This is a genomic window from Burkholderia sp. Bp9016 (assembly GCF_003857765.1).
GTDB lineage: Bacteria > Pseudomonadota > Gammaproteobacteria > Burkholderiales > Burkholderiaceae > Burkholderia.
In genome coordinates, this window is record NZ_QTPY01000030.1 from 38,182 (window position 1) to 55,727 (window position 17,546).

Sequence of the window (17,546 nt, forward strand, 5' to 3'; positions counted from 1 at the left end):
TGAGTACATCCTAGAAAACGTTCATCGAAATGAAAAGTTGACGCGCCGCGCGTCGAAAGATGCGCGGCGGCAGAGGAAACGCTCAGGCCGCGGGTTGGGTGTGCGCGCAGACCTGATCGATGAATTGCGCGAGCTGGATATCGCGTTCGGTCAGGCCGTCCGCGTCGTGGGTCGACAGCGTCACGTCGACGCGGTTGTACACGTTGAACCATTCCGGGTGGTGATTCATTTCCTGCGCCTTGATCGCGACGCGCGTCATGAAGCCGAAGGCCTCGTTGAAATCGGCGAAGCGCAGGCTGCGCTGGATCGCGTCGCGGCCCGGCACGGCCGTCCAGTGCGGCAGGCCTTCGAGCCGGGTCTTGCGTTCTTCGGATGTGAGCTTGTGGATCATGTTGCACCTCGTTCGGTAACGGCGCTCGCGCGCGGGCAGAGGCCGCGCGGCAAAGCCGGTACCGGTCATTGTTTCATAGTTGGCGAACGGGCATCCGGAGGCGGGCGCCAGTGTTTGCATCACGCGTCCGGGTCGTCCGGCCAACCTTCGCCCGTGCCGCGCTGCAGCACGCGGTCGCCGTCGATCACCGCGCCGGCCGGGAATTCGGGCAGTTCGGCGAGCCGCTCGGCCAGCGCATGGCCGTCGACGTCGGCGAGCGCGAACAGCTGCGCGAAATCGTCGATCACGAAGTAGGTCTTCTGGAACGTGTCGATCCGATACTTCGTGCGCATCACGCGCTCCAGTTCGAAGCCGAGCCGGTTCGGCGCCGCGCTTTCGAGGCTGTACAGGCTCTCGCCCTTGCTCGACACGATCCCCGCGCCGTAGATCGACAGCCCGTTCGTGCCGTTCGGGTTGCGGATCAGGCCGAACTCCACCGTATACCAGTACAGCCGCGCCAGCCGCGCGAGCGCTGCTTCGTCGTCCGCGACCGCGAGCGCGGTACGGCCGTACGCCTGCATGTAGTCCGCGAATACCGGGTCGATCAGCAGCGGCACGTGGCCGAACAGATCGTGGAAGCAGTCCGGTTCCTGCAGGTAGTCGAGCTGGTCGGGGCGCCGCATCCACCAGGTGACCGGAAAGCGCCGGTTCGCAAGGTGTTCGAAGAACACGCGATCGGGCACGAGGCCCGGCACCGCGACGATTTCCCAGCCCGTGGCGGGCTTCAGCTGGCGGTTCACGTCGGCGAACGACGGCACGCGGTCGGCCGGCAGGTCGATCTTCCCGAGTCCGGCGACGAATGCGTCGCACGCGCGTCCGCGCAGCAGCGCCGACTGTCGCGCATAGAGCTGCTGCCACACCGCGTGGTCGACCTGGCCGTAGCGTTCGAGCGGCTGGTCGATGGTGAAATCGGCGCGGGTTTCGAGGCCCGCGTCGAACTGCTCCTGCAGTTTCGCGGTGACGACGGTGGACATGATCGGGCTCTGCATGCCGTGGTTGGGAATCATGCAAGTGTAGAGCGGCAGCCGTGCGGAATGGGCGCAAAGATGGCGTGGATTTACATGTTGATGCGATAATTGCGCATCAAATCAGGAATTTATGCGGAGAATGCTCATGCTGGAACTCGATCACTTCGATCTCGCGCTGCTGGACGTGCTGCAGCGCTTCGGACGCGCGACGCACCAGCAGCTCGGCGAGGAGGTGCCGCTGTCGCCGTCGCAGATCGGCCGGCGGCTGCAGCGGCTGGAAGCGGCGGGCGTGATCGAAGGCTACCGTGTGATGCTGCGCCCCGAGAAGCTCGGGCTCGGCGTCACCGCGTTCACGAGCCTGAAGCTCAAGCACCACGGCGATTCGATCATCGAGCAGTTCCAGCAGCAGATCGACGTGCTGCCCGAAGTGCTCGAATGCCATGCGGTGGTCGGCGATGCCGACTATCTGCTGCGGATCGTCGCGCCGGACCTGAGCGCGCTGTCGCAGTTCGTGATGAAGAAGCTGATGCGCGTGCCGGGTGTCGACAGCGTGCGCTCGAACATCGTGCTGACGACCTTCAAGCGCAACGGCGCACTGCCGCTCGCGCATCTGGCGCCCGGCGCGGCATGATGCGGTGGCCGGGCCGGCGGCGGGGTACAAGGCCTCGCCGCGGCGAGGGCCGGATCAGGCCGCTTCGGACTGCGTATCGGCGTTCAGCAGGTCGACGTACGCGACCGCAACGAGATCGTCCGACGACACGCCGAGCTTCGCGAACACGTCGTGCGCTTCGGCCTCTCCGCCGGCTTCATCGTCGTCCGGGCCGAGCACGACTTCCAGTTCGATGAAGTCGCCGAGGCCGTCGACACGGTCGAGGTGGATGCGCGTGCGGCCGGCCAGGTACACGTGCCGCTCCTTCGTCACGATCCCGCGCGTGGTCAGTGCGGTCGCGAGCAGCGAATGCATCGCGTCCGGGTTCGTGACCGGGCTGCGCGTGTAGTACGACGCCTTCGGGCCGTCGCGGTCGTCGCGCTGGTAGAAGATCAGCTCGGCCGGCGTACCGTCCTCGAAGCGGCGCAGTTTCAGCCGGCCGCGCGGCACGTCGTAGAAGAAATCCTGCTGGCGGTAGAAGAGCGGCGCTTCGGTGGCGAGCGCCGCCGCGCGTTCGCGCAGTTGGTCGAATTCGCGGGCGCGGGCTTTGATCTCGATGTTGCGGGCCATGCGGGTCTCCTTCAATCCGGGGTCTCGCGGTGTGCGAACGCACAATCTAGCAAAAAGCTTGCGATGGTGGCGTGACGACGCGGTGATGCGAGGCGGGGCGGGCGATCGGGCTCGACCGCGATGGTGCGGGGCGCGCGACTACGATTGCCCGATTGCCAACACGTCACGCATTGCAGTTCATCGAACGCCCGCCCACGACGCCATCAGCCGCACTCATATCGCCCACTGAGTCTCGATCAGCCGCAGCGCAGCCGTGATCGCAGGCTCGTCGCGCCGCTCGGTGAGCGTTACGAACGTCAGTTGGGTCGGCATCGTCACGCGTTCGACGATCGTCAGCGCATGCGCGTGCGCTTCGGCCAGCGCGGTCGAATCGCGCGCGAGCGTCAGCCCGATGCCCGATTTGACGAGATCGAGCATCGATTGCTCCTGGTCGACCTCGGCAACCTTGACCGGCTGCGCGCCGGCCGCCGCGAACACGCGCGACAGCAGCCGGTGATGCGCGGATGCCGGCGGCGTCCAGATCCATGGCAGCGCGGCGAGCGCGCGCCAGTCGTGCGCTCGCTGCACGCGCTCGCGCCAGCCGGCCGGTGCGAGCACGCGGTACTGGAAATGCGTGAGCGTGACGGTGTGGAAGAGCGCATCGTCGCGCGGATCGTCCTCGCCGGGCCGGCCGATGTAATAGCCGACGTCGAGTGCCCGCGCACGCACCTGTTCGAGCACCCATCCCGACATCCCGTGCCGCAGCGCGGTTTCGACCTGCGGGTGGGTTTCGACCAGCGCGCGCAGGAAGCCGCCGAGCCGCAGGAAGCCCGGATCCAGAATCGTGCCGATCCGGAGCCGGCCGCGCACCTCGTGCCGCAGCGCAGCAGCGGCGCGCGCGACGTCGGCGGCCGCAGCCAGCGCGCGCTCCGCGTGCGGCAGCAGCGTCTGGCCGTCGCGCGTGAGCGCGAGCCCGCGCGACGTGCGCGTGAACAGCGCGACGCCGAGCGTTTCCTGCAGATGCTTGATCTGCAGGCTCACGGCCGGCTGCGTCACGTGCAGTTGGGCAGCGGCCCGCGTCAGATTGCCTTCTCGGGCGACCGTCGCGAACGCGCGGAGCAGGGTGAGATCCATCGTCGTGATATGAGTGCAGCTTATAACGCAGTTCAGCATAACTCATTGGATCGCCGGCCGGCTGCGGGAGTACGCTTCATCAATCGCGTCACCGGCGGCGCACTATGCTGGAATGAGAGCGGCGTTGCGCCGCGCGTTGGACAACAAAAAGATTGGGGTGGGATACGAGCAAGCGCTGAGGTGCTAACTTCGTCCAGCTTCGCGGTGGGACCCGAGTAGGCGTTGAAGCACTGACTCAGGTCGACCGCCGTGGGGATGGAGTAAGCGCCAAAGCGCTGACTCGGGTCGACAGGAGACATACCGTGACTACTCAACGCACGCTCGAGGGCGAATTCGATTACGTGATCGTCGGCGCAGGCACCGCAGGCTGTGTGCTCGCGAACCGCCTGACCGAGGATCCCGACATCCACGTGCTGCTGCTCGAGGCGGGGGGCAAGGACGACTACCACTGGATCCACATCCCGGTCGGCTATCTGTACTGCATCGGCAATCCGCGCACCGACTGGCTGTACAAGACGCAACCAGAGGCAGCGCTGAACGGCCGCGCGCTGTCGTATCCACGCGGCCGCGTGCTCGGCGGCTGCTCGTCGATCAACGGGATGATCTACATGCGCGGCCAGCGCGAGGATTACGACAGCTGGGCGCAGGAAACCGGCGACGCCGGCTGGTCGTGGGACAGCGTGCTGCCGATCTTCAAACGCAGCGAGGATCACCATGCAGGCGCAAGCGACGCGCACGGCGCGGGCGGCTACTGGCGTGTCGAGAAGCAGCGGCTGCGCTGGGAGATCCTCGAATCGTTCGCGCAAGCCGCGCAGCAGACGGGCATCCCGGCAACCGACGATTTCAACCGCGGCGACAATTCCGGGGTCGGCTATTTCGAGGTGAACCAGAAGCGCGGCGTGCGCTGGAATACGTCGAAGGCGTTCCTGCGGCCCGCGATGACGCGCCCGAACCTGACCGTGATCACCGGCGCGCAGGCACAGCGGGTGGTTTTCGACGGGCGGCGCGCGGTGGGTGTCGAATATCGTGGCGGCGGCACCGATTACGTCGCGCGTGCCCGCGCCGAAGTGCTGCTGACCTCAGGCGCGGTGAATTCGCCGCAACTGCTCGAACTGTCGGGCATCGGTGCGGGGCACCGGCTGCAGGCGCTCGGCATCGACGTCGTGCAGGACCTGCCGGGCGTCGGCGAAAACCTGCAGGATCACCTGCAGCTGCGGATGGCATATCGCGTCGAAGGTGTACGCACGCTCAACACGCTGTCCGCGCACTGGTGGGGCAAGCTGATGATCGGCGCCGAATATGCGCTGCTGCAACGCGGGCCGATGTCGATGGCGCCGTCGCAGCTCGGCGCATTCGCAAAATCCGATCCCGACGATCCGGCGCTCACGCGTCCCGATCTCGAATACCACGTGCAGCCGCTGTCGCTCGAGCGCTTCGGCGAGCCGCTGCACCGTTTCAACGCCTTTACCGCATCCGTGTGCCATTTGCGGCCGAGCTCGCGCGGCAGCGTGCATGTCGCCAGCCCCGATTCGGGTGTGGCGCCCACGATCGCGCCGAACTATCTGTCGACCGATCACGATCGCCATGTCGCCACGAACGCGCTGCGACTCACGCGCCGGATCGCGTCCGCGCCGGCGCTCGCGCGCTACCGTCCCCAGGAGATCCTGCCGGGCACGCAGTATCAGACCGAAGCGGAACTGATCGAAGCGGCGGGGGCCGTCGGCACCACGATCTTCCATCCGGTCGGGACCTGCCGGATGGGCCGCGCGGACGACGATCGCGCGGTCGTCGACAGCCGGTTGCGCGTGCGCGGCATCGCCGGGCTGCGGATTGTCGACGCGTCGGTGATGCCGTTCATCACGTCCGGCAACACGAATTCGCCGACGCTGATGATCGCGGAGCGCGCGAGCGACATGATCCGCGCCGATCGTCGCGCATCGCGCGAAGAAGCGACGCAGGTGCGAACGGAAACGGTGATGACCGCGGCATGACACATGCCGACACGCGCTGACATACGCCGACCCGCGCGACAGCGGGCGGCCACGCAGGCGTCTGCTGATTCGCCATGCGAAGCAACTTGCACGGTGCGCCCGGTTGTCGTGCTCGAACGGGCTGGATCATGAAGCGGCGCATCGAGCGCGGCTTGCATTGTGTCTAGCGGACGAGCGGGCGCAGCCTGACGCGTACCGTCGACGATGATGCGCGCGCCAAAAAAACGCGTCGAAAAACCGAGCACGGCAACGCCCCGTATGGCGGCCAGCCCTATAAGTGCAAATCCCGATGATTGCACTGCACCAACGGGGCGACAATGTTGCGCAGCATGCATGTGCATCGGCGCGGGAGACCACCCTCGATGCATAGCACGGCGCCGGGGGCAGTCCGCTCATCCGCTGACCTGTTCGCGGTCGCTTGCGCGAATCTTCCCCGGTGCTTCGCCTGACTTCGTACGGAAGGGAACATGATTCTCGGCGACACGATTCTGGAAACACGTGGACTGACGAAGGAATTCCGGGGCTTCACCGCCGTGAATGGCGTCAACCTGCGTGTGCGACGCGGTGCGATCCATGCGCTGATCGGACCGAACGGCGCAGGCAAGACCACCTGCTTCAACCTGCTGACCAAGTTCCTGACGCCGACGGCCGGTCAGATCGTCTTCAACGGGATCGACATCACCGACGAGCGGCCCGCGCAGGTCGCGCGCCGCGGCATCATCCGTTCATTCCAGATCTCGGCGGTATTCCCGCACCTGACCGCGTTGCAGAACGTGCGCATCGGCCTGCAGCGCGCACTCGGCACCGAATTCCATTTCTGGCGCAGCGAGCGCACGCTGCGGCGCCTCGACGATCGCGCGATGGACCTGCTCACGCAGGTCGGCCTTACCGATTTCGCGCATGTACCGACCGTCGAACTCGCCTACGGCCGCAAGCGCGCGCTCGAGATCGCGACGACGCTCGCGATGGAGCCCGAACTGATGCTGCTCGACGAGCCCACGCAGGGGATGGGCCACGAGGACGTCGACCGCGTGACCGCGCTGATCAAGAAGGTCGCGAATGGCCGCACCATCCTGATGGTCGAGCACAACATGAACGTGATCGCGGGCATCTCCGACACGATCACCGTCCTGCAGCGCGGCGAAGTGCTGGCCGAAGGGTCGTATGCGGAAGTATCGAAGAATCCGCTGGTGATCGAGGCATACATGGGCAGCGCCGACGCGGCGCTCGCGGGGGCGCACGCATGAAGCGCAGCGAACGGGAGGAACGCGAATTGAGCGGTGTCGAGAGCGGCACGCCCGCGCTGGAGATCACGGGCCTCGAAGCCTGGTACGGGGAATCCCACATATTGCACGGCGTCGACCTGAGCGTTCATCGCGGCGAGGTCGTCACGCTGCTTGGCCGCAACGGCGCGGGGCGTACGACGACGCTGCGCGCGATCATGGGGCTCACGGGCCGCCGCAGCGGCTCGATCAAGGTCGCGGGCAACGAGACGATCGGCCTCGCGACGCATCGCATCGCGCATTTCGGCGTCGGCTACTGCCCGGAGGAGCGCGGGATCTTCTCGAGCCTGTCGTGCGAGGAGAACCTGATGCTGCCGCCGCCGATCGGGCCGCGCGACCATGCGATGTCGCTCGACGAGATCTACGCGATGTTTCCGAACCTCGCTTCGCGCCGGCAGAGCCAGGGTACGCGGCTCTCGGGCGGCGAACAGCAGATGCTCGCGGTCGCGCGGATCCTGCGTACCGGCGCGAACCTGCTGCTGCTCGACGAGATTTCCGAGGGCCTGGCACCGGTGATCGTGCAGGCGCTCGCGCGGATGATCGTCGCGCTGAAGGCGCGCGGCTACACCGTGGTGATGGTCGAACAGAATTTCCGCTTCGCCGCACCGCTCGCTGACCGGTTCTACGTCATGGAGCATGGCCGCATCGTCGAGCATTTCCGCGCGGCCGAACTGGAAGGCAAGATGCCGATCCTTCACGACCTGCTTGGGGTGTGACGCCGCCCCGTTTCCCTTGCCGCTAGCCGTGGCGGCCCTCTAACAACCACAACGCATCAGAACAACAGGAGACGTCAATGAAAATGAAGACCCTTGCGCATGCGTGTCTCGCACTCGCCACTGCAACGTTGACCGCCGGTGCCGCACACGCCGCGGACAGCGTGAAGATCGGCTTCATCACCGACATGTCGGGGTTGTACGCGGACATCGACGGGCAGGGCGGCCTCGAGGCGATCCGGATGGCGGTCGCCGACTTCGGCGGCAAGGTGCTCGGCAAGCCGATCGAGGTCGTCTATGCGGACCACCAGAACAAGGCGGACATCGCCGCGTCGAAGGCGCGCGAATGGATGGACCGCGGTGGGCTCGACCTGCTGGTCGGCGGCACGAACTCCGCGACCGCGCTGTCGATGAACCAGGTCGCGGCCGAAAAGAAGAAGGTCTACATCAACATCGGCGCGGGCGCCGACACGTTGACCAACGAGCAGTGCACGCCGTACACGGTCCACTACGCATACGACACGATGGCGCTCGCGAAGGGCACGGGGTCGGCGGTAGTGAAGCAGGGCGGCAAGACGTGGTTCTTCCTGACCGCCGACTATGCATTCGGCAAGGCGCTCGAGAAAAACACGTCGGACGTCGTGAAGGCGAACGGCGGCCAGGTGCTCGGCTCGGTGCGGCATCCTTTGTCGGCGTCGGACTTCTCGTCGTTCCTGCTGCAGGCGCAGGCGTCGAAGGCGCAGATCCTCGGCCTCGCGAACGCGGGCGGCGACACGATCAACGCGATCAAGGCCGCGAAGGAATTCGGCATCACGAAGACGATGAAGATCGCCGCGCTGCTGATGTTCATCGACGACGTGCACAGCCTCGGCCTCGAGACGACGCAGGGGCTCGTGCTGACCGACAGCTGGTACTGGAACCGCGATGCGGCATCGCGCCAGTGGGCGCAGCGCTACTTCGGCAAGATGAAGAAGATGCCGTCGAGCCTGCAGGCGGCCGACTATTCATCGGTGACGACCTACCTGAAGGCCGTGCAGGCCGCCGGCACGACCGACTCCGACAAGGTGATGGCCGAGCTGAGGAAGATGAAGATCAACGACTTCTACGCGAAGGGCTACATCCGCCAGGACGGCAGCATGATCCACGACATGTACCTGATGGAAGTGAAGAAGCCGTCGGAATCGAAGGAGCCGTGGGACTACTACAAGGTGCTCGCGACGATTCCGGGCGACCAGGCGTTCGGCACCAAGCAGGAATCGCGCTGCGCGCTGTGGAAGTAAGCGCGACGTAGCGGCGCGCGGCGGCGGCCGCAGCGATGCGCCCGCTGCGCCGCCCGCGTGCGCGACGGCTTGAACGTTGCGCACGCAACGAAACTCATTCTGACGGCTAAGTCGATGGAAATCTTTGGCATTCCGTTGCCGGCGATGCTCAGCCAGTTGCTGCTCGGGCTCGTCAACGGCTCGTTCTACGCGATCCTGAGTCTCGGGCTCGCGGTGATCTTCGGGCTGCTCAACGTGATCAACTTCGCGCATGGCGCGCTGTTCATGCTGGGCGCGATGCTCGCGTGGATGGGGTTGTCGTACTTCGGGTTGCCGTACTGGGCGATGCTCGTGCTCGCGCCACTGATCGTCGGCGCGTTCGGGATCGTGATCGAGCGGACGATGCTGCGCTGGCTGTACAAGCTCGATCACCTGTACGGACTGTTGCTCACGTTCGGCCTCACGCTCGTCGTCGAAGGCGTGTTCCGGTCGATCTACGGCTCGTCCGGCCAGCCGTATGACGTGCCGTCGCAACTGTCCGGCGCGACCAATCTGGGCTTCATGTTCCTGCCGAACTACCGCGCCTGGGTGGTCGTCGCGTCGCTCGCGGTGTGCCTCGCAACGTGGTTCGTGATCGAGAAGACGCGGCTGGGTGCCTATCTGCGCGCAGGCACCGAGAACCCGAAGCTCGTCGAGGCGTTCGGCGTGAACGTGCCGATGATGATCACGCTCACCTACGGGTTCGGCGTCGCGCTCGCGGCGTTCGCGGGCGTGCTGGCCGCGCCGGTGATCCAGGTGTCGCCGCTGATGGGCCAGCCGATGATCATCACCGTGTTCGCGGTGGTCGTGATCGGCGGGATGGGCTCGATTCTCGGCTCCATCGTCACCGGTCTGCTGCTCGGCGTGATCGAGGGCTTCACGCGGGTGTTCTATCCGGAGGCGTCGGCCACCGTCGTGTTCGTGATCATGGCGATCGTGCTGCTGATCCGCCCGGCGGGCCTGTTCGGCAAGGAAAAATGATGCAGAGAAAAGTGCTCTACGGCGTGCTGCTCGCCGCACTGCTCGCCGCGCCGTTCATCGGCGCGTATCCGGTCTTCGTGATGAAGGTGCTCACGTTCGCGCTGTTCGCGGCCGCGTTCAACCTGCTGATCGGCTATACGGGGTTGCTGTCGTTCGGCCATGCGATGTTCCTCGCGACCGCCGGCTACGCGACCGGCTATGCGATCCAGACGCTCGGCTTCACGCCGGAGCTCGGCGTGCTCGTCGGCACGTTCGCCGCGACGCTGCTCGGGCTCGTCGTCGGGCTGTTCGCGATCCGCCGGCAGGGGATCTACTTCGCGATGATCACGCTCGCGTTCGCGCAGATGGTCTACTTCATCTACCTGCAGGCGCCGTTCACCGGCGGCGAGGACGGCCTGCAGGGCGTGCCGCGCGGGCATCTGTTCGGCTTGCTCGACCTGTCCAGCGACGTGACGCTGTACTACATCGTGCTCGCGGTGATCGTCGCCGCATGCGCGTTCATCGTGCGGATCGTGCACTCGCCGTTCGGCCAGGTGCTCGTCGCGATCAAGGAGAACGAGGCGCGCGCGATCTCGCTGGGCTACGACACCGACCGCTTCAAGCTGCTTGCGTTCATCCTGTCGGCCGGGCTCGCGGGGCTGGCCGGTTCGCTGAAGGTGCTTGTGCTCGGCTTCGAGACGCTGTCCGACGCGTACTGGACGATGTCGGGGCTGGTCGTGCTGATGACGCTCGTCGGCGGGATGGGCACGCTGTTCGGGCCGCTGCTTGGCGCGGCGCTGATCGTCGCGCTGGAGGATCGCCTCGGCGACATCGGCGAATGGCTCGCGTCGACCACCGGTATCGGCTGGTTCCACTCGCTCGGCGAGTCGGCAACGATCGTCACGGGGCTGATCTTCATCGCATGCGTGCTGGCGTTCCGGCGCGGGATCGTCGGCGAGATGGTCGCGCGAATCAAGCCACTCAGGCCGTCCTGAGAGCGGGGGGCGGCCTTGCGGCGCGTTGATGCGAAGCACCATCCGGCGCGGCCGGAAAGGGCATCGCGACCGGCTCCGGCCGGCGCCGCGCGGCAAGGCTGGTGCCCCAATTTCGTGCGGCGATGCACCATAGGGGTAAATGCTAAGTTGTCGCAGGGTGAAAGCTCCTTTAATCTTCGTTTCAGTTCTGATGCACCGCGAAACGAATTTGCAGGTGGAGAACGAGGAGACAATCGAGGCACAAAGTGCCCGGACCCCAAAGCGCTGTTGGACGGAATCCAACAGCGCTTTTTCATTTGTGTGCGCGAATTACCTTTGATGGTGCAGCGGCCGGCGTCGCAGGTTCGCGACCGCGCCGGTATCTCGCATCTCCCGCGTTTCACGTCCGTCCCCCCGTTCTTCCCTTTTGCCGCAAGCATGTCGCAGATGGCGCGCGGCCACGCGCATGCCGTTCGGGCTTACCCGGTTGGCGTGCGCAAAAAGCGTCCGTTACACTCGGCTTTCGCCGACCGCACGGTCGGGAAAATCGGTCGGCAGTTCTCCTACAAGCAAAATGCAGAAGAGGGAGCACGGTTGGATGAGAAGCGCAGGACGAATCGTCGGGGCAGCAGGGGTGGCATGGGCCGCTCGTTCGAGTTCGGGGGTGCCTGGGCATGTCCCGGCTGTCGCGAACCGTCCTGCGGCGGGTATGCGCGCTTCGGCGCGATTTGCCTGCACGACTGTCCCCCCGGTCGTTGTGTCCGCATCCGACTCCTCGATCGCCTGCGCATGAGCGGCCGCTTTTCCTGTTTTGCGCCGTCGGCGAGCGTGGTCGAGCCGCGCCAGGTCTGCGCATCTTCCCCCGATCGTTGCGTCTGCAACGTCACCTTTTCCGGCTTTCTTCATCCTGACGACATTGCTGCCACGCATCGTGGCGGTCGCACGACCGTTGCGGCCGCGGCGCGGCGCGTGCGTGAGCAGTGCCGATGCCGGCAGAGGCCTGTCGCAGCGGTGTTTCACGGGAAAACGAGCGTAGGCAGTGGCACAGCGAGATACTTAAAATATTAACTTGTTTGATGACCGGGGCCGCCCGAGCGACCCGCGGATTTTTCGAGCAGCGTTTGGAGACAACGTAAATGAAGATGAATCGATGGATGGAAGCCGTGCTTGCCGTGGGCCTCGTGTGTGCGTCGGCAACGGCGTCGGCACAGGTGAAGATCGGCGTGACGCTGTCGGCCACCGGCCCGGCTGCGTCGCTCGGGATTCCGGAAAAGAACACGATCGCGTTGCTGCCGAAGGAAATCGCCGGCAAGAGCGTGCAGTACATCGTGCTCGACGATGCGTCCGACACGAGCCGCGCGGTGCAGAACGTGCGCAAGCTGATCGACGAGGATCATGTCGACGCGATCATCGGTTCGTCCGTCACGCCGAACTCGCTCGCGATGCTCGACCCGGTGTCGCAGGGCAAGACGCCGACGATCTCGCTCGCGGCGAGCGCGCAGATCATCGCGCCGATGGACGCGAAGCGTGCGTGGATGTTCAAGGTCCCGCAGAACGACCAGCTGATGGCCGACGCGATCGCTGGCTACATGGCCAAGCACGGCGTGAAGACGATCGGCTTCATCGGCTTCGCCGACGCGTACGGTGACAGCTGGTACAACACATTCAACGCGGCGGCCGCGAAGAACGGCCTGAAGGTCGTGTCGAACGAGCGCTACAACCGCACCGACGCATCGGTGATGGGGCAGGTGCTGAAGCTGATGAGCTCGAACCCGGACGCGGTGCTGATCGCCGGTTCCGGCACGCCGGCCGCGCTGCCGGCCAAGACGCTGAAGGAGCGCGGCTACAAGGGCAAGATCTACCAGACGCACGGCGTTGCAAACAACGACTTCCTGCGCGTGTGCGGCAAGGATTGCGAAGGCGAGATCCTGCCGGCCGGCCCCGTGCTCGTGACCGATCAACTGCCCGATTCGAATCCGGTAAAGAAGCCGGCGCTCGCGTACAAGGCGGCGTACGAGAAAGCATATGGCGCGGGTTCGCTGTCGACGTTCGGCGGACATGCGTGGGATGCGGGGCTGCTGCTGCAGCGTGCGATTCCCGAAGCGCTCAAGAAGGGCCAGCCGGGCACCGAGGCATTCCGCGAGGCGCTGCGCGCGTCGCTCGAGAACGTGAAGGATCTGCCCGTGTCGCACGGCGTGATCAACATGACGCCGACCGATCACAACGGCTTCGACACGCGTGCGCGCGTGATGGTGCAGATCGTCGACGGCAAGTGGAAGTTGCAAGCCGAGTAAGCATCACGTGAAACCGGCGTGCGCGGCGCGAACGGCGCCGCGCACGCCGTCGGCGGCGCAGCGGGCCTCGCGGCCTGCATTCGCGCCGCATGGAACTTCCGGGAAGCCCCCGCGCGGCGCCTGCACTCCGGTTCTGCCGGCACGCGCCCGGGCCGCTCCCATCGCCGTTTCCCCGCAGCATTCTCGATACACGAAACGTATGGATCTCTCGATTGCGGCGATCCTCGCGCAAGACGGCATCACGACCGGCGCCATTTATGCATTGCTGTCGCTGGCGCTCGTGCTGGTGTTTTCCGTCACGCGGGTGATCTTCATTCCCCAGGGCGAATTCGTCGCCTACGGTGCGCTGACGCTCGCTGCGTTGCAGGCGCAAAAATTTCCCGCCACGTGCTGGCTGTTGTTCGTGATGGGCATCGCGTGCTTCCTGCTGGAAGTCGGCGGACTGGTCCGCCATCGCGAGCGCCGCCATCAGCTCGGACGCACGCTCGCCACGCTTGCCAGCCGCTACGTCCTGCTGCCGCTGGCGGTGTTCGCGATCACGCGCAGCGTCGCCGCGCAGCCGTTGCCGATGCTCGCGCAGATCGCGCTCACGCTCGCGATCGTCGTGCCGATGGGGCCGTTCATTTATCGGCTCGTCTATCAGCCGATCGCGGAAGGCACGACGTTGCTGCTGCTGATCGTATCGGTCGCCGTCCATTTCGCGATGGTCGGCCTCGGACTCGTGATGTTCGGCGCGGAAGGTTCACGCACCAACGGATTCGCCGATGCGTCGCTGTCGATCGGCAGCATGACGGTGTCGGTGCAGAGCATTCTCGTGGTCGTGACCGCGCTGGTGCTGATCGGCGCGCTCTACGTGTACTTCGGCCGCACGATCGCCGGCAAGGCACTGCGGGCGACGTCGGTGAACCGGCTCGGCGCGCAGCTGGTCGGCATCGGCACGACCGCGGCAGGGCGGCTCGCGTTCACGCTGGCGGCGGGGCTCGGCGTGCTGTCCGGCATCCTTGTCGGCCCGCTGACGACGATCTATTACGACTCCGGTTTCCTGATCGGCCTGAAGGGCTTCGTCGGCGCGATCATCGGCGGGCTCGTCAGCTATCCGCTCGCGGCCGCAGGCTCGCTGCTCGTGGGCGTGCTCGAATCGTATTCGTCGTTCTGGGCGAGTTCCTACAAGGAAGTGATCGTGTTCACGCTGATCATCCCGGTGCTCCTGTGGCGCAGCTTCGCGACGCCGCATGCGGAAGAGGAAGAGGAGTGACGCGATGAAGACGATCGTACGCAACAAGACCTTCTGGGTGTTTCTCGTGGTGCTGTTCGCGCTGCCGGTGCTGCCCGGCACGCTGCAGGTGCCCGAGTACTGGATCACGCTGCTGAACTACATCGGCCTGTACGCGATCGTCGCGATCGGGCTCGTGCTGCTGACCGGTGTCGGCGGGATGACGAGCTTCGGGCAGGCGGCATTCGTCGGCATCGGTGCCTATGCGACCGCGTTCCTGACAACGCAGTACGGCGTGTCGCCGTGGCTCGCGCTGATCGTCGGCGTCGTATTGACGGCGCTCGTCGCGCTTGTGCTCGGTGCGGTCACGATGCGGCTGTCCGGGCACTTCCTGCCGCTTGGCACGATCGCATGGGGCCTCGCGCTGTTCTACCTGTTCGGCAACCTCGAACTGCTCGGCAAGTACGACGGGATCAACGGGATTCCGGCGCTGAACCTGTTCGGCATCGAGCTCGACAGCGGCCGCAGCCTGTACTTCCTGATCTGGGTCGTCGTGCTGGCCGCAATCGTGTCGGTGCAGAACCTGCTCAACAGCCGGCCCGGCCGTGCGATCCGCGCGCTGCGCGGCGGCGGCGTGATGGCCGAGGCGATGGGGGTGAACACGGCATGGATGCGCGTCGTGATCTTCGTCTACGCGGCCGTGCTCGCGGCGGTGTCGGGCTTCCTGTACGCGCACCTGCAACGCGCCGTGAACCCGACCCCGTTCGGCCTGAACCACGGGATCGAATTCCTGTTCATGGCCGTGGTTGGCGGCGTGTCGCATGTGTGGGGCGCGGTGCTCGGCGCGGCGATCCTCACCGTGCTGCAGGACTACCTGCAGACGCTGCTGCCGAAGCTGCTCGGCTCGGAAGGCAACTTCGAGATCATCGTGTTCGGCGTGCTGATGGTGCTGCTGCTCCAGTACGCGCGCCAGGGCGTGTGGCCGTTCGTCGCGAGGCTGTTTCCGCGCGGGCCGCGTGCGCACGTCCCTGAACATGCCGATCCGTTACCGCAGCGCGGCAAGCCGGTCGCGGGCGAGCCGCTGCTCGTGGTCGACAACGCGCGCAAGCAGTTCGGCGGACTGGTGGCGGTCAACGACGTCAGCTTCGATGTGAAAGCGGGGCAAATCATCGGGCTGATCGGGCCGAACGGCGCCGGCAAGTCGACTACCTTCAATCTCGTGACCGGCGTGCTGCAGCCGACCGGCGGCACGATCACATTCCGCGGCGAACGGATCGACGGGCTCACGTCCCGCCAGATCGTGCGGCGCGGCATCGGCCGTACGTTCCAGCACGTGAAATTGCTGCCGACGATGACGGTGCTCGAGAATGTCGCGATCGGCGCGCATCTGCGCGGCCGGACGGGCGTGTGGCGCAGCATCGCGCGGCTCAATGGGCATGAGGAAGCGCAGTTGCTCGCGGAAGCCGCGCGGCAGATCCGCCGTGTCGGGCTGGAAAAGCACATGTACGACGAAGCAGGCAGCCTCGCACTCGGCCAACAGCGCATCCTCGAAATCGCGCGCGCGCTGTGCTGCGACCCGACGCTGCTGCTTCTCGACGAGCCGGCCGCCGGGCTGCGCTACCAGGAGAAGCAGCAGCTTGCCGATCTGCTGCGACGCCTGAAGGCTGAAGGGATGAGCGTGTTGCTGGTGGAACATGACATGGATTTCGTGATGAATCTCACCGACCGGCTGGTGGTGATGGAATTTGGCACGCGAATCGCGGAAGGGCTGCCGCAGGATGTGCAGCAGGATCCTGCGGTGCTCGAAGCGTATCTGGGCGGGGTGGAGTGATGACGGACACGACGATGCCGATTCTCGAAGTACGCGGGCTGGCGGTCCGGTATGGCAAGGTCGAGGCGCTGCACGGTGCAGCGATCAGGGTCGAAGCGGGACAGATCGTCAGCGTGATCGGCCCGAACGGCGCGGGCAAATCGACGTTGCTGAACGCGATCATGGGTGCGCTGCCGGTGACCGGACATGCATCGGGCGCGGTCGTGTATCGCGGCAACGACGTCGGCGCGCTGCCCGTCGAGCAGCGCGTTGCGCGCGGGATGTGCCTCGTGCCGGAGAAGCGCGAGTTGTTCAGCACGATGACGGTCGAGGACAACCTTGTGCTGGGCGCGTACCGCCGCAAGCTGGCGGGCGAATCCAGCTTTCTGGATCAGCTCGACCCCGTGTTTGCCTTGTTTCCGCGGCTCAAGGAGCGGCGCAAGCAGGCCGCCGGCACGCTGTCGGGCGGCGAACGGCAGATGCTCGCAGTTGGCCGTGCACTGATGGGCAAGCCGGATCTGCTGATGCTCGACGAGCCGAGCCTCGGGTTGGCACCGCTGATCGTGAAGGAGATCTTTCATATCATCAGCGCGTTGCGCGGCACGGGCGTCGCGACGCTGCTGATCGAACAGAATGCACGAGCCGCGCTGCAGATCTCCGACTACGGCTATGTGCTGGAGACCGGGGAGTTTGTGCTCGAAGGGCCGGCGGCCGAGTTGGCTCAGAATCCGCGTGTGATCGAGACGTACCTCGGGTTGGCGAAGAAAATGGCTTGATGATCGGTACGGTTGGCGGGAAACGGGCGGCGTGTTTCACGTGAAACACGCCGCTTTTGTTTTGGGGCACAGGGCGATTGGATTGCGTCGGGGGGACTTGGCAGGGGATAAGTGCCGAAGGAATAGTCGGAAGCTCTGTGATGAGCAGGAAAGAGATTGATCTTGGCGACGTGTGAATTGCACAGAATCCCGAGGGTCGCGTGACCGGCGGGGCCCCGCCGGCGCGTGTTGCATGGCACAGTGGATAAGTGCCTGGCGACGGATCGAGAACACTGTGGTGGAAGCTCCGGGGAAGTCCGTTCTATCCAATCCGTCGATTCTGCGCAGCGTGACGATGTGCTGTGAGGTGGCGGATGTGCGGTCGGAGCAGGGCTCAGCCCCACAGTTCGACCGCTTGGCGCGCAAAAAAACAAAAAAAACAGCGAAACGAACCGACCCTACCATTCGGACGGTCTTCGGGTGAAAAGCGAACCCGCTATAATTCGGCCCATACATTTCTCAGAT

Annotated in this window: 15 protein-coding genes; 11 read left to right on the forward strand and 4 right to left on the reverse strand. The window is 65.5% G+C overall.

Annotation, left to right across the window (positions count from 1 at the left end; translation table 11 throughout):
• Positions 1–82: 82 nt before the first annotated feature.
• Together DIE13_RS28020 and phhA are read right to left on the reverse strand one after the other, a co-directional pair.
• A complete protein-coding gene (locus DIE13_RS28020; protein WP_409333480.1) occupies positions 83–511 on the reverse strand; it encodes a 4a-hydroxytetrahydrobiopterin dehydratase in 429 nt (142 codons plus the stop codon).
• On the reverse strand, positions 511–1,437 hold the full coding sequence (gene phhA / locus DIE13_RS28025) for a phenylalanine 4-monooxygenase (RefSeq protein ID WP_124830296.1): 927 nt from the start codon (positions 1,435–1,437) through the stop codon (positions 511–513). Before phhA ends, DIE13_RS28020 begins: the two co-directional genes overlap by 1 nt.
• Before the next feature lie 106 nt (positions 1,438–1,543).
• Between phhA and DIE13_RS28030 the strand changes: the two genes are divergently transcribed.
• Positions 1,544–2,029 (forward strand): Lrp/AsnC family transcriptional regulator, encoded by a 486-nt coding sequence (locus DIE13_RS28030; protein ID WP_124830297.1) that lies wholly within the window; start codon positions 1,544–1,546, stop codon positions 2,027–2,029.
• 54 nt (positions 2,030–2,083) lie between these two features.
• Here DIE13_RS28030 and DIE13_RS28035 read toward each other — a convergent pair whose 3' ends face one another.
• Together DIE13_RS28035 and DIE13_RS28040 are read right to left on the reverse strand one after the other, a co-directional pair.
• A complete protein-coding gene (locus DIE13_RS28035) occupies positions 2,084–2,617 on the reverse strand; it encodes a class IV adenylate cyclase (protein ID WP_124830298.1) in 534 nt (177 codons plus the stop codon).
• 213 nt (positions 2,618–2,830) lie between these two features.
• Complete coding sequence (locus tag DIE13_RS28040; protein WP_124830299.1) at positions 2,831–3,730, reverse strand: LysR family transcriptional regulator; 900 nt, start codon at positions 3,728–3,730, stop codon at positions 2,831–2,833.
• 302 nt (positions 3,731–4,032) lie between these two features.
• On the opposite strand from DIE13_RS28040, the gene DIE13_RS28045 reads away from it, so the two are divergent.
• The 10 genes from DIE13_RS28045 to DIE13_RS28095 all read left to right on the forward strand — a co-directional run bounded on the left by DIE13_RS28045 (position 4,033) and on the right by DIE13_RS28095 (position 17,042).
• On the forward strand, positions 4,033–5,721 hold the full coding sequence (locus DIE13_RS28045; protein WP_124830300.1) for a GMC family oxidoreductase: 1,689 nt from the start codon (positions 4,033–4,035) through the stop codon (positions 5,719–5,721).
• Positions 5,722–6,188: 467 nt separating this feature from the next.
• Positions 6,189–6,968, forward strand: a complete 780-nt coding sequence (locus DIE13_RS28050; RefSeq protein ID WP_096506728.1) for an ABC transporter ATP-binding protein — start codon at positions 6,189–6,191, stop codon at positions 6,966–6,968.
• Positions 6,965–7,720 carry an ABC transporter ATP-binding protein gene (locus DIE13_RS28055; RefSeq protein ID WP_124830301.1) on the forward strand — a complete coding sequence of 252 codons (756 nt, stop codon included), beginning with the start codon at positions 6,965–6,967 and terminating at the stop codon, positions 7,718–7,720. Before DIE13_RS28050 ends, DIE13_RS28055 begins: the two co-directional genes overlap by 4 nt.
• 77 nt (positions 7,721–7,797) lie before the next feature.
• Complete coding sequence (locus DIE13_RS28060) at positions 7,798–8,997, forward strand: ABC transporter substrate-binding protein (protein WP_124830302.1); 1,200 nt, start codon at positions 7,798–7,800, stop codon at positions 8,995–8,997.
• Between the two features lie 114 nt (positions 8,998–9,111).
• A complete protein-coding gene (locus tag DIE13_RS28065; protein WP_124830303.1) occupies positions 9,112–9,996 on the forward strand; it encodes a branched-chain amino acid ABC transporter permease in 885 nt (294 codons plus the stop codon).
• Positions 9,996–10,970: a branched-chain amino acid ABC transporter permease gene (locus tag DIE13_RS28070; protein WP_175752065.1), complete on the forward strand. Its 975-nt coding sequence runs from the start codon at positions 9,996–9,998 to the stop codon at positions 10,968–10,970. The genes DIE13_RS28065 and DIE13_RS28070 overlap by 1 nt, the downstream gene beginning before the upstream one ends.
• A gap of 1,115 nt (positions 10,971–12,085) precedes the next feature.
• Positions 12,086–13,243 carry an ABC transporter substrate-binding protein gene (locus tag DIE13_RS28080; protein ID WP_124830306.1) on the forward strand — a complete coding sequence of 386 codons (1,158 nt, stop codon included), beginning with the start codon at positions 12,086–12,088 and terminating at the stop codon, positions 13,241–13,243.
• Between the two features lie 199 nt (positions 13,244–13,442).
• Complete coding sequence (locus DIE13_RS28085) at positions 13,443–14,498, forward strand: branched-chain amino acid ABC transporter permease (protein WP_124830307.1); 1,056 nt, start codon at positions 13,443–13,445, stop codon at positions 14,496–14,498.
• A 4-nt stretch (positions 14,499–14,502) separates the two neighbouring features.
• The gene (locus tag DIE13_RS28090; protein WP_124830308.1) at positions 14,503–16,287 is read left to right on the forward strand and encodes an ABC transporter permease subunit; all 1,785 of its coding nucleotides are present in this window, start codon (positions 14,503–14,505) and stop codon (positions 16,285–16,287) included.
• Positions 16,287–17,042 (forward strand): ABC transporter ATP-binding protein, encoded by a 756-nt coding sequence (locus tag DIE13_RS28095; protein ID WP_124830309.1) that lies wholly within the window; start codon positions 16,287–16,289, stop codon positions 17,040–17,042. Before DIE13_RS28090 ends, DIE13_RS28095 begins: the two co-directional genes overlap by 1 nt.
• The last annotated feature ends 504 nt before the right edge of the window (positions 17,043–17,546 follow it).

What these genes read in the sequence shown, in the direction of transcription:
- DIE13_RS28040 (WP_124830299.1), bottom strand. Translation starts at nt 3,730, where the DNA reads ATGGATCTCACCCTGCTCCGCGCGTTCGCGACGGTCGCCCGAGAAGGC.
- DIE13_RS28055 (WP_124830301.1), top strand. Translation starts at nt 6,965, where the DNA reads ATGAAGCGCAGCGAACGGGAGGAACGCGAATTGAGCGGTGTCGAGAGC.
- DIE13_RS28085 (WP_124830307.1), top strand. Translation starts at nt 13,443, where the DNA reads ATGGATCTCTCGATTGCGGCGATCCTCGCGCAAGACGGCATCACGACC.
- DIE13_RS28060 (WP_124830302.1), top strand. Translation starts at nt 7,798, where the DNA reads ATGAAAATGAAGACCCTTGCGCATGCGTGTCTCGCACTCGCCACTGCA.
- DIE13_RS28030 (WP_124830297.1), top strand. Translation starts at nt 1,544, where the DNA reads ATGCTGGAACTCGATCACTTCGATCTCGCGCTGCTGGACGTGCTGCAG.
- DIE13_RS28070 (WP_175752065.1), top strand. Translation starts at nt 9,996, where the DNA reads ATGCAGAGAAAAGTGCTCTACGGCGTGCTGCTCGCCGCACTGCTCGCC.
- DIE13_RS28035 (WP_124830298.1), bottom strand. Translation starts at nt 2,617, where the DNA reads ATGGCCCGCAACATCGAGATCAAAGCCCGCGCCCGCGAATTCGACCAA.
- DIE13_RS28050 (WP_096506728.1), top strand. Translation starts at nt 6,189, where the DNA reads ATGATTCTCGGCGACACGATTCTGGAAACACGTGGACTGACGAAGGAA.
- DIE13_RS28020 (WP_409333480.1), bottom strand. Translation starts at nt 511, where the DNA reads ATGCAAACACTGGCGCCCGCCTCCGGATGCCCGTTCGCCAACTATGAA.
- DIE13_RS28090 (WP_124830308.1), top strand. Translation starts at nt 14,503, where the DNA reads ATGAAGACGATCGTACGCAACAAGACCTTCTGGGTGTTTCTCGTGGTG.
- DIE13_RS28095 (WP_124830309.1), top strand. Translation starts at nt 16,287, where the DNA reads ATGACGGACACGACGATGCCGATTCTCGAAGTACGCGGGCTGGCGGTC.
- DIE13_RS28065 (WP_124830303.1), top strand. Translation starts at nt 9,112, where the DNA reads ATGGAAATCTTTGGCATTCCGTTGCCGGCGATGCTCAGCCAGTTGCTG.
- DIE13_RS28080 (WP_124830306.1), top strand. Translation starts at nt 12,086, where the DNA reads ATGAAGATGAATCGATGGATGGAAGCCGTGCTTGCCGTGGGCCTCGTG.
- phhA (WP_124830296.1), bottom strand. Translation starts at nt 1,437, where the DNA reads ATGATTCCCAACCACGGCATGCAGAGCCCGATCATGTCCACCGTCGTC.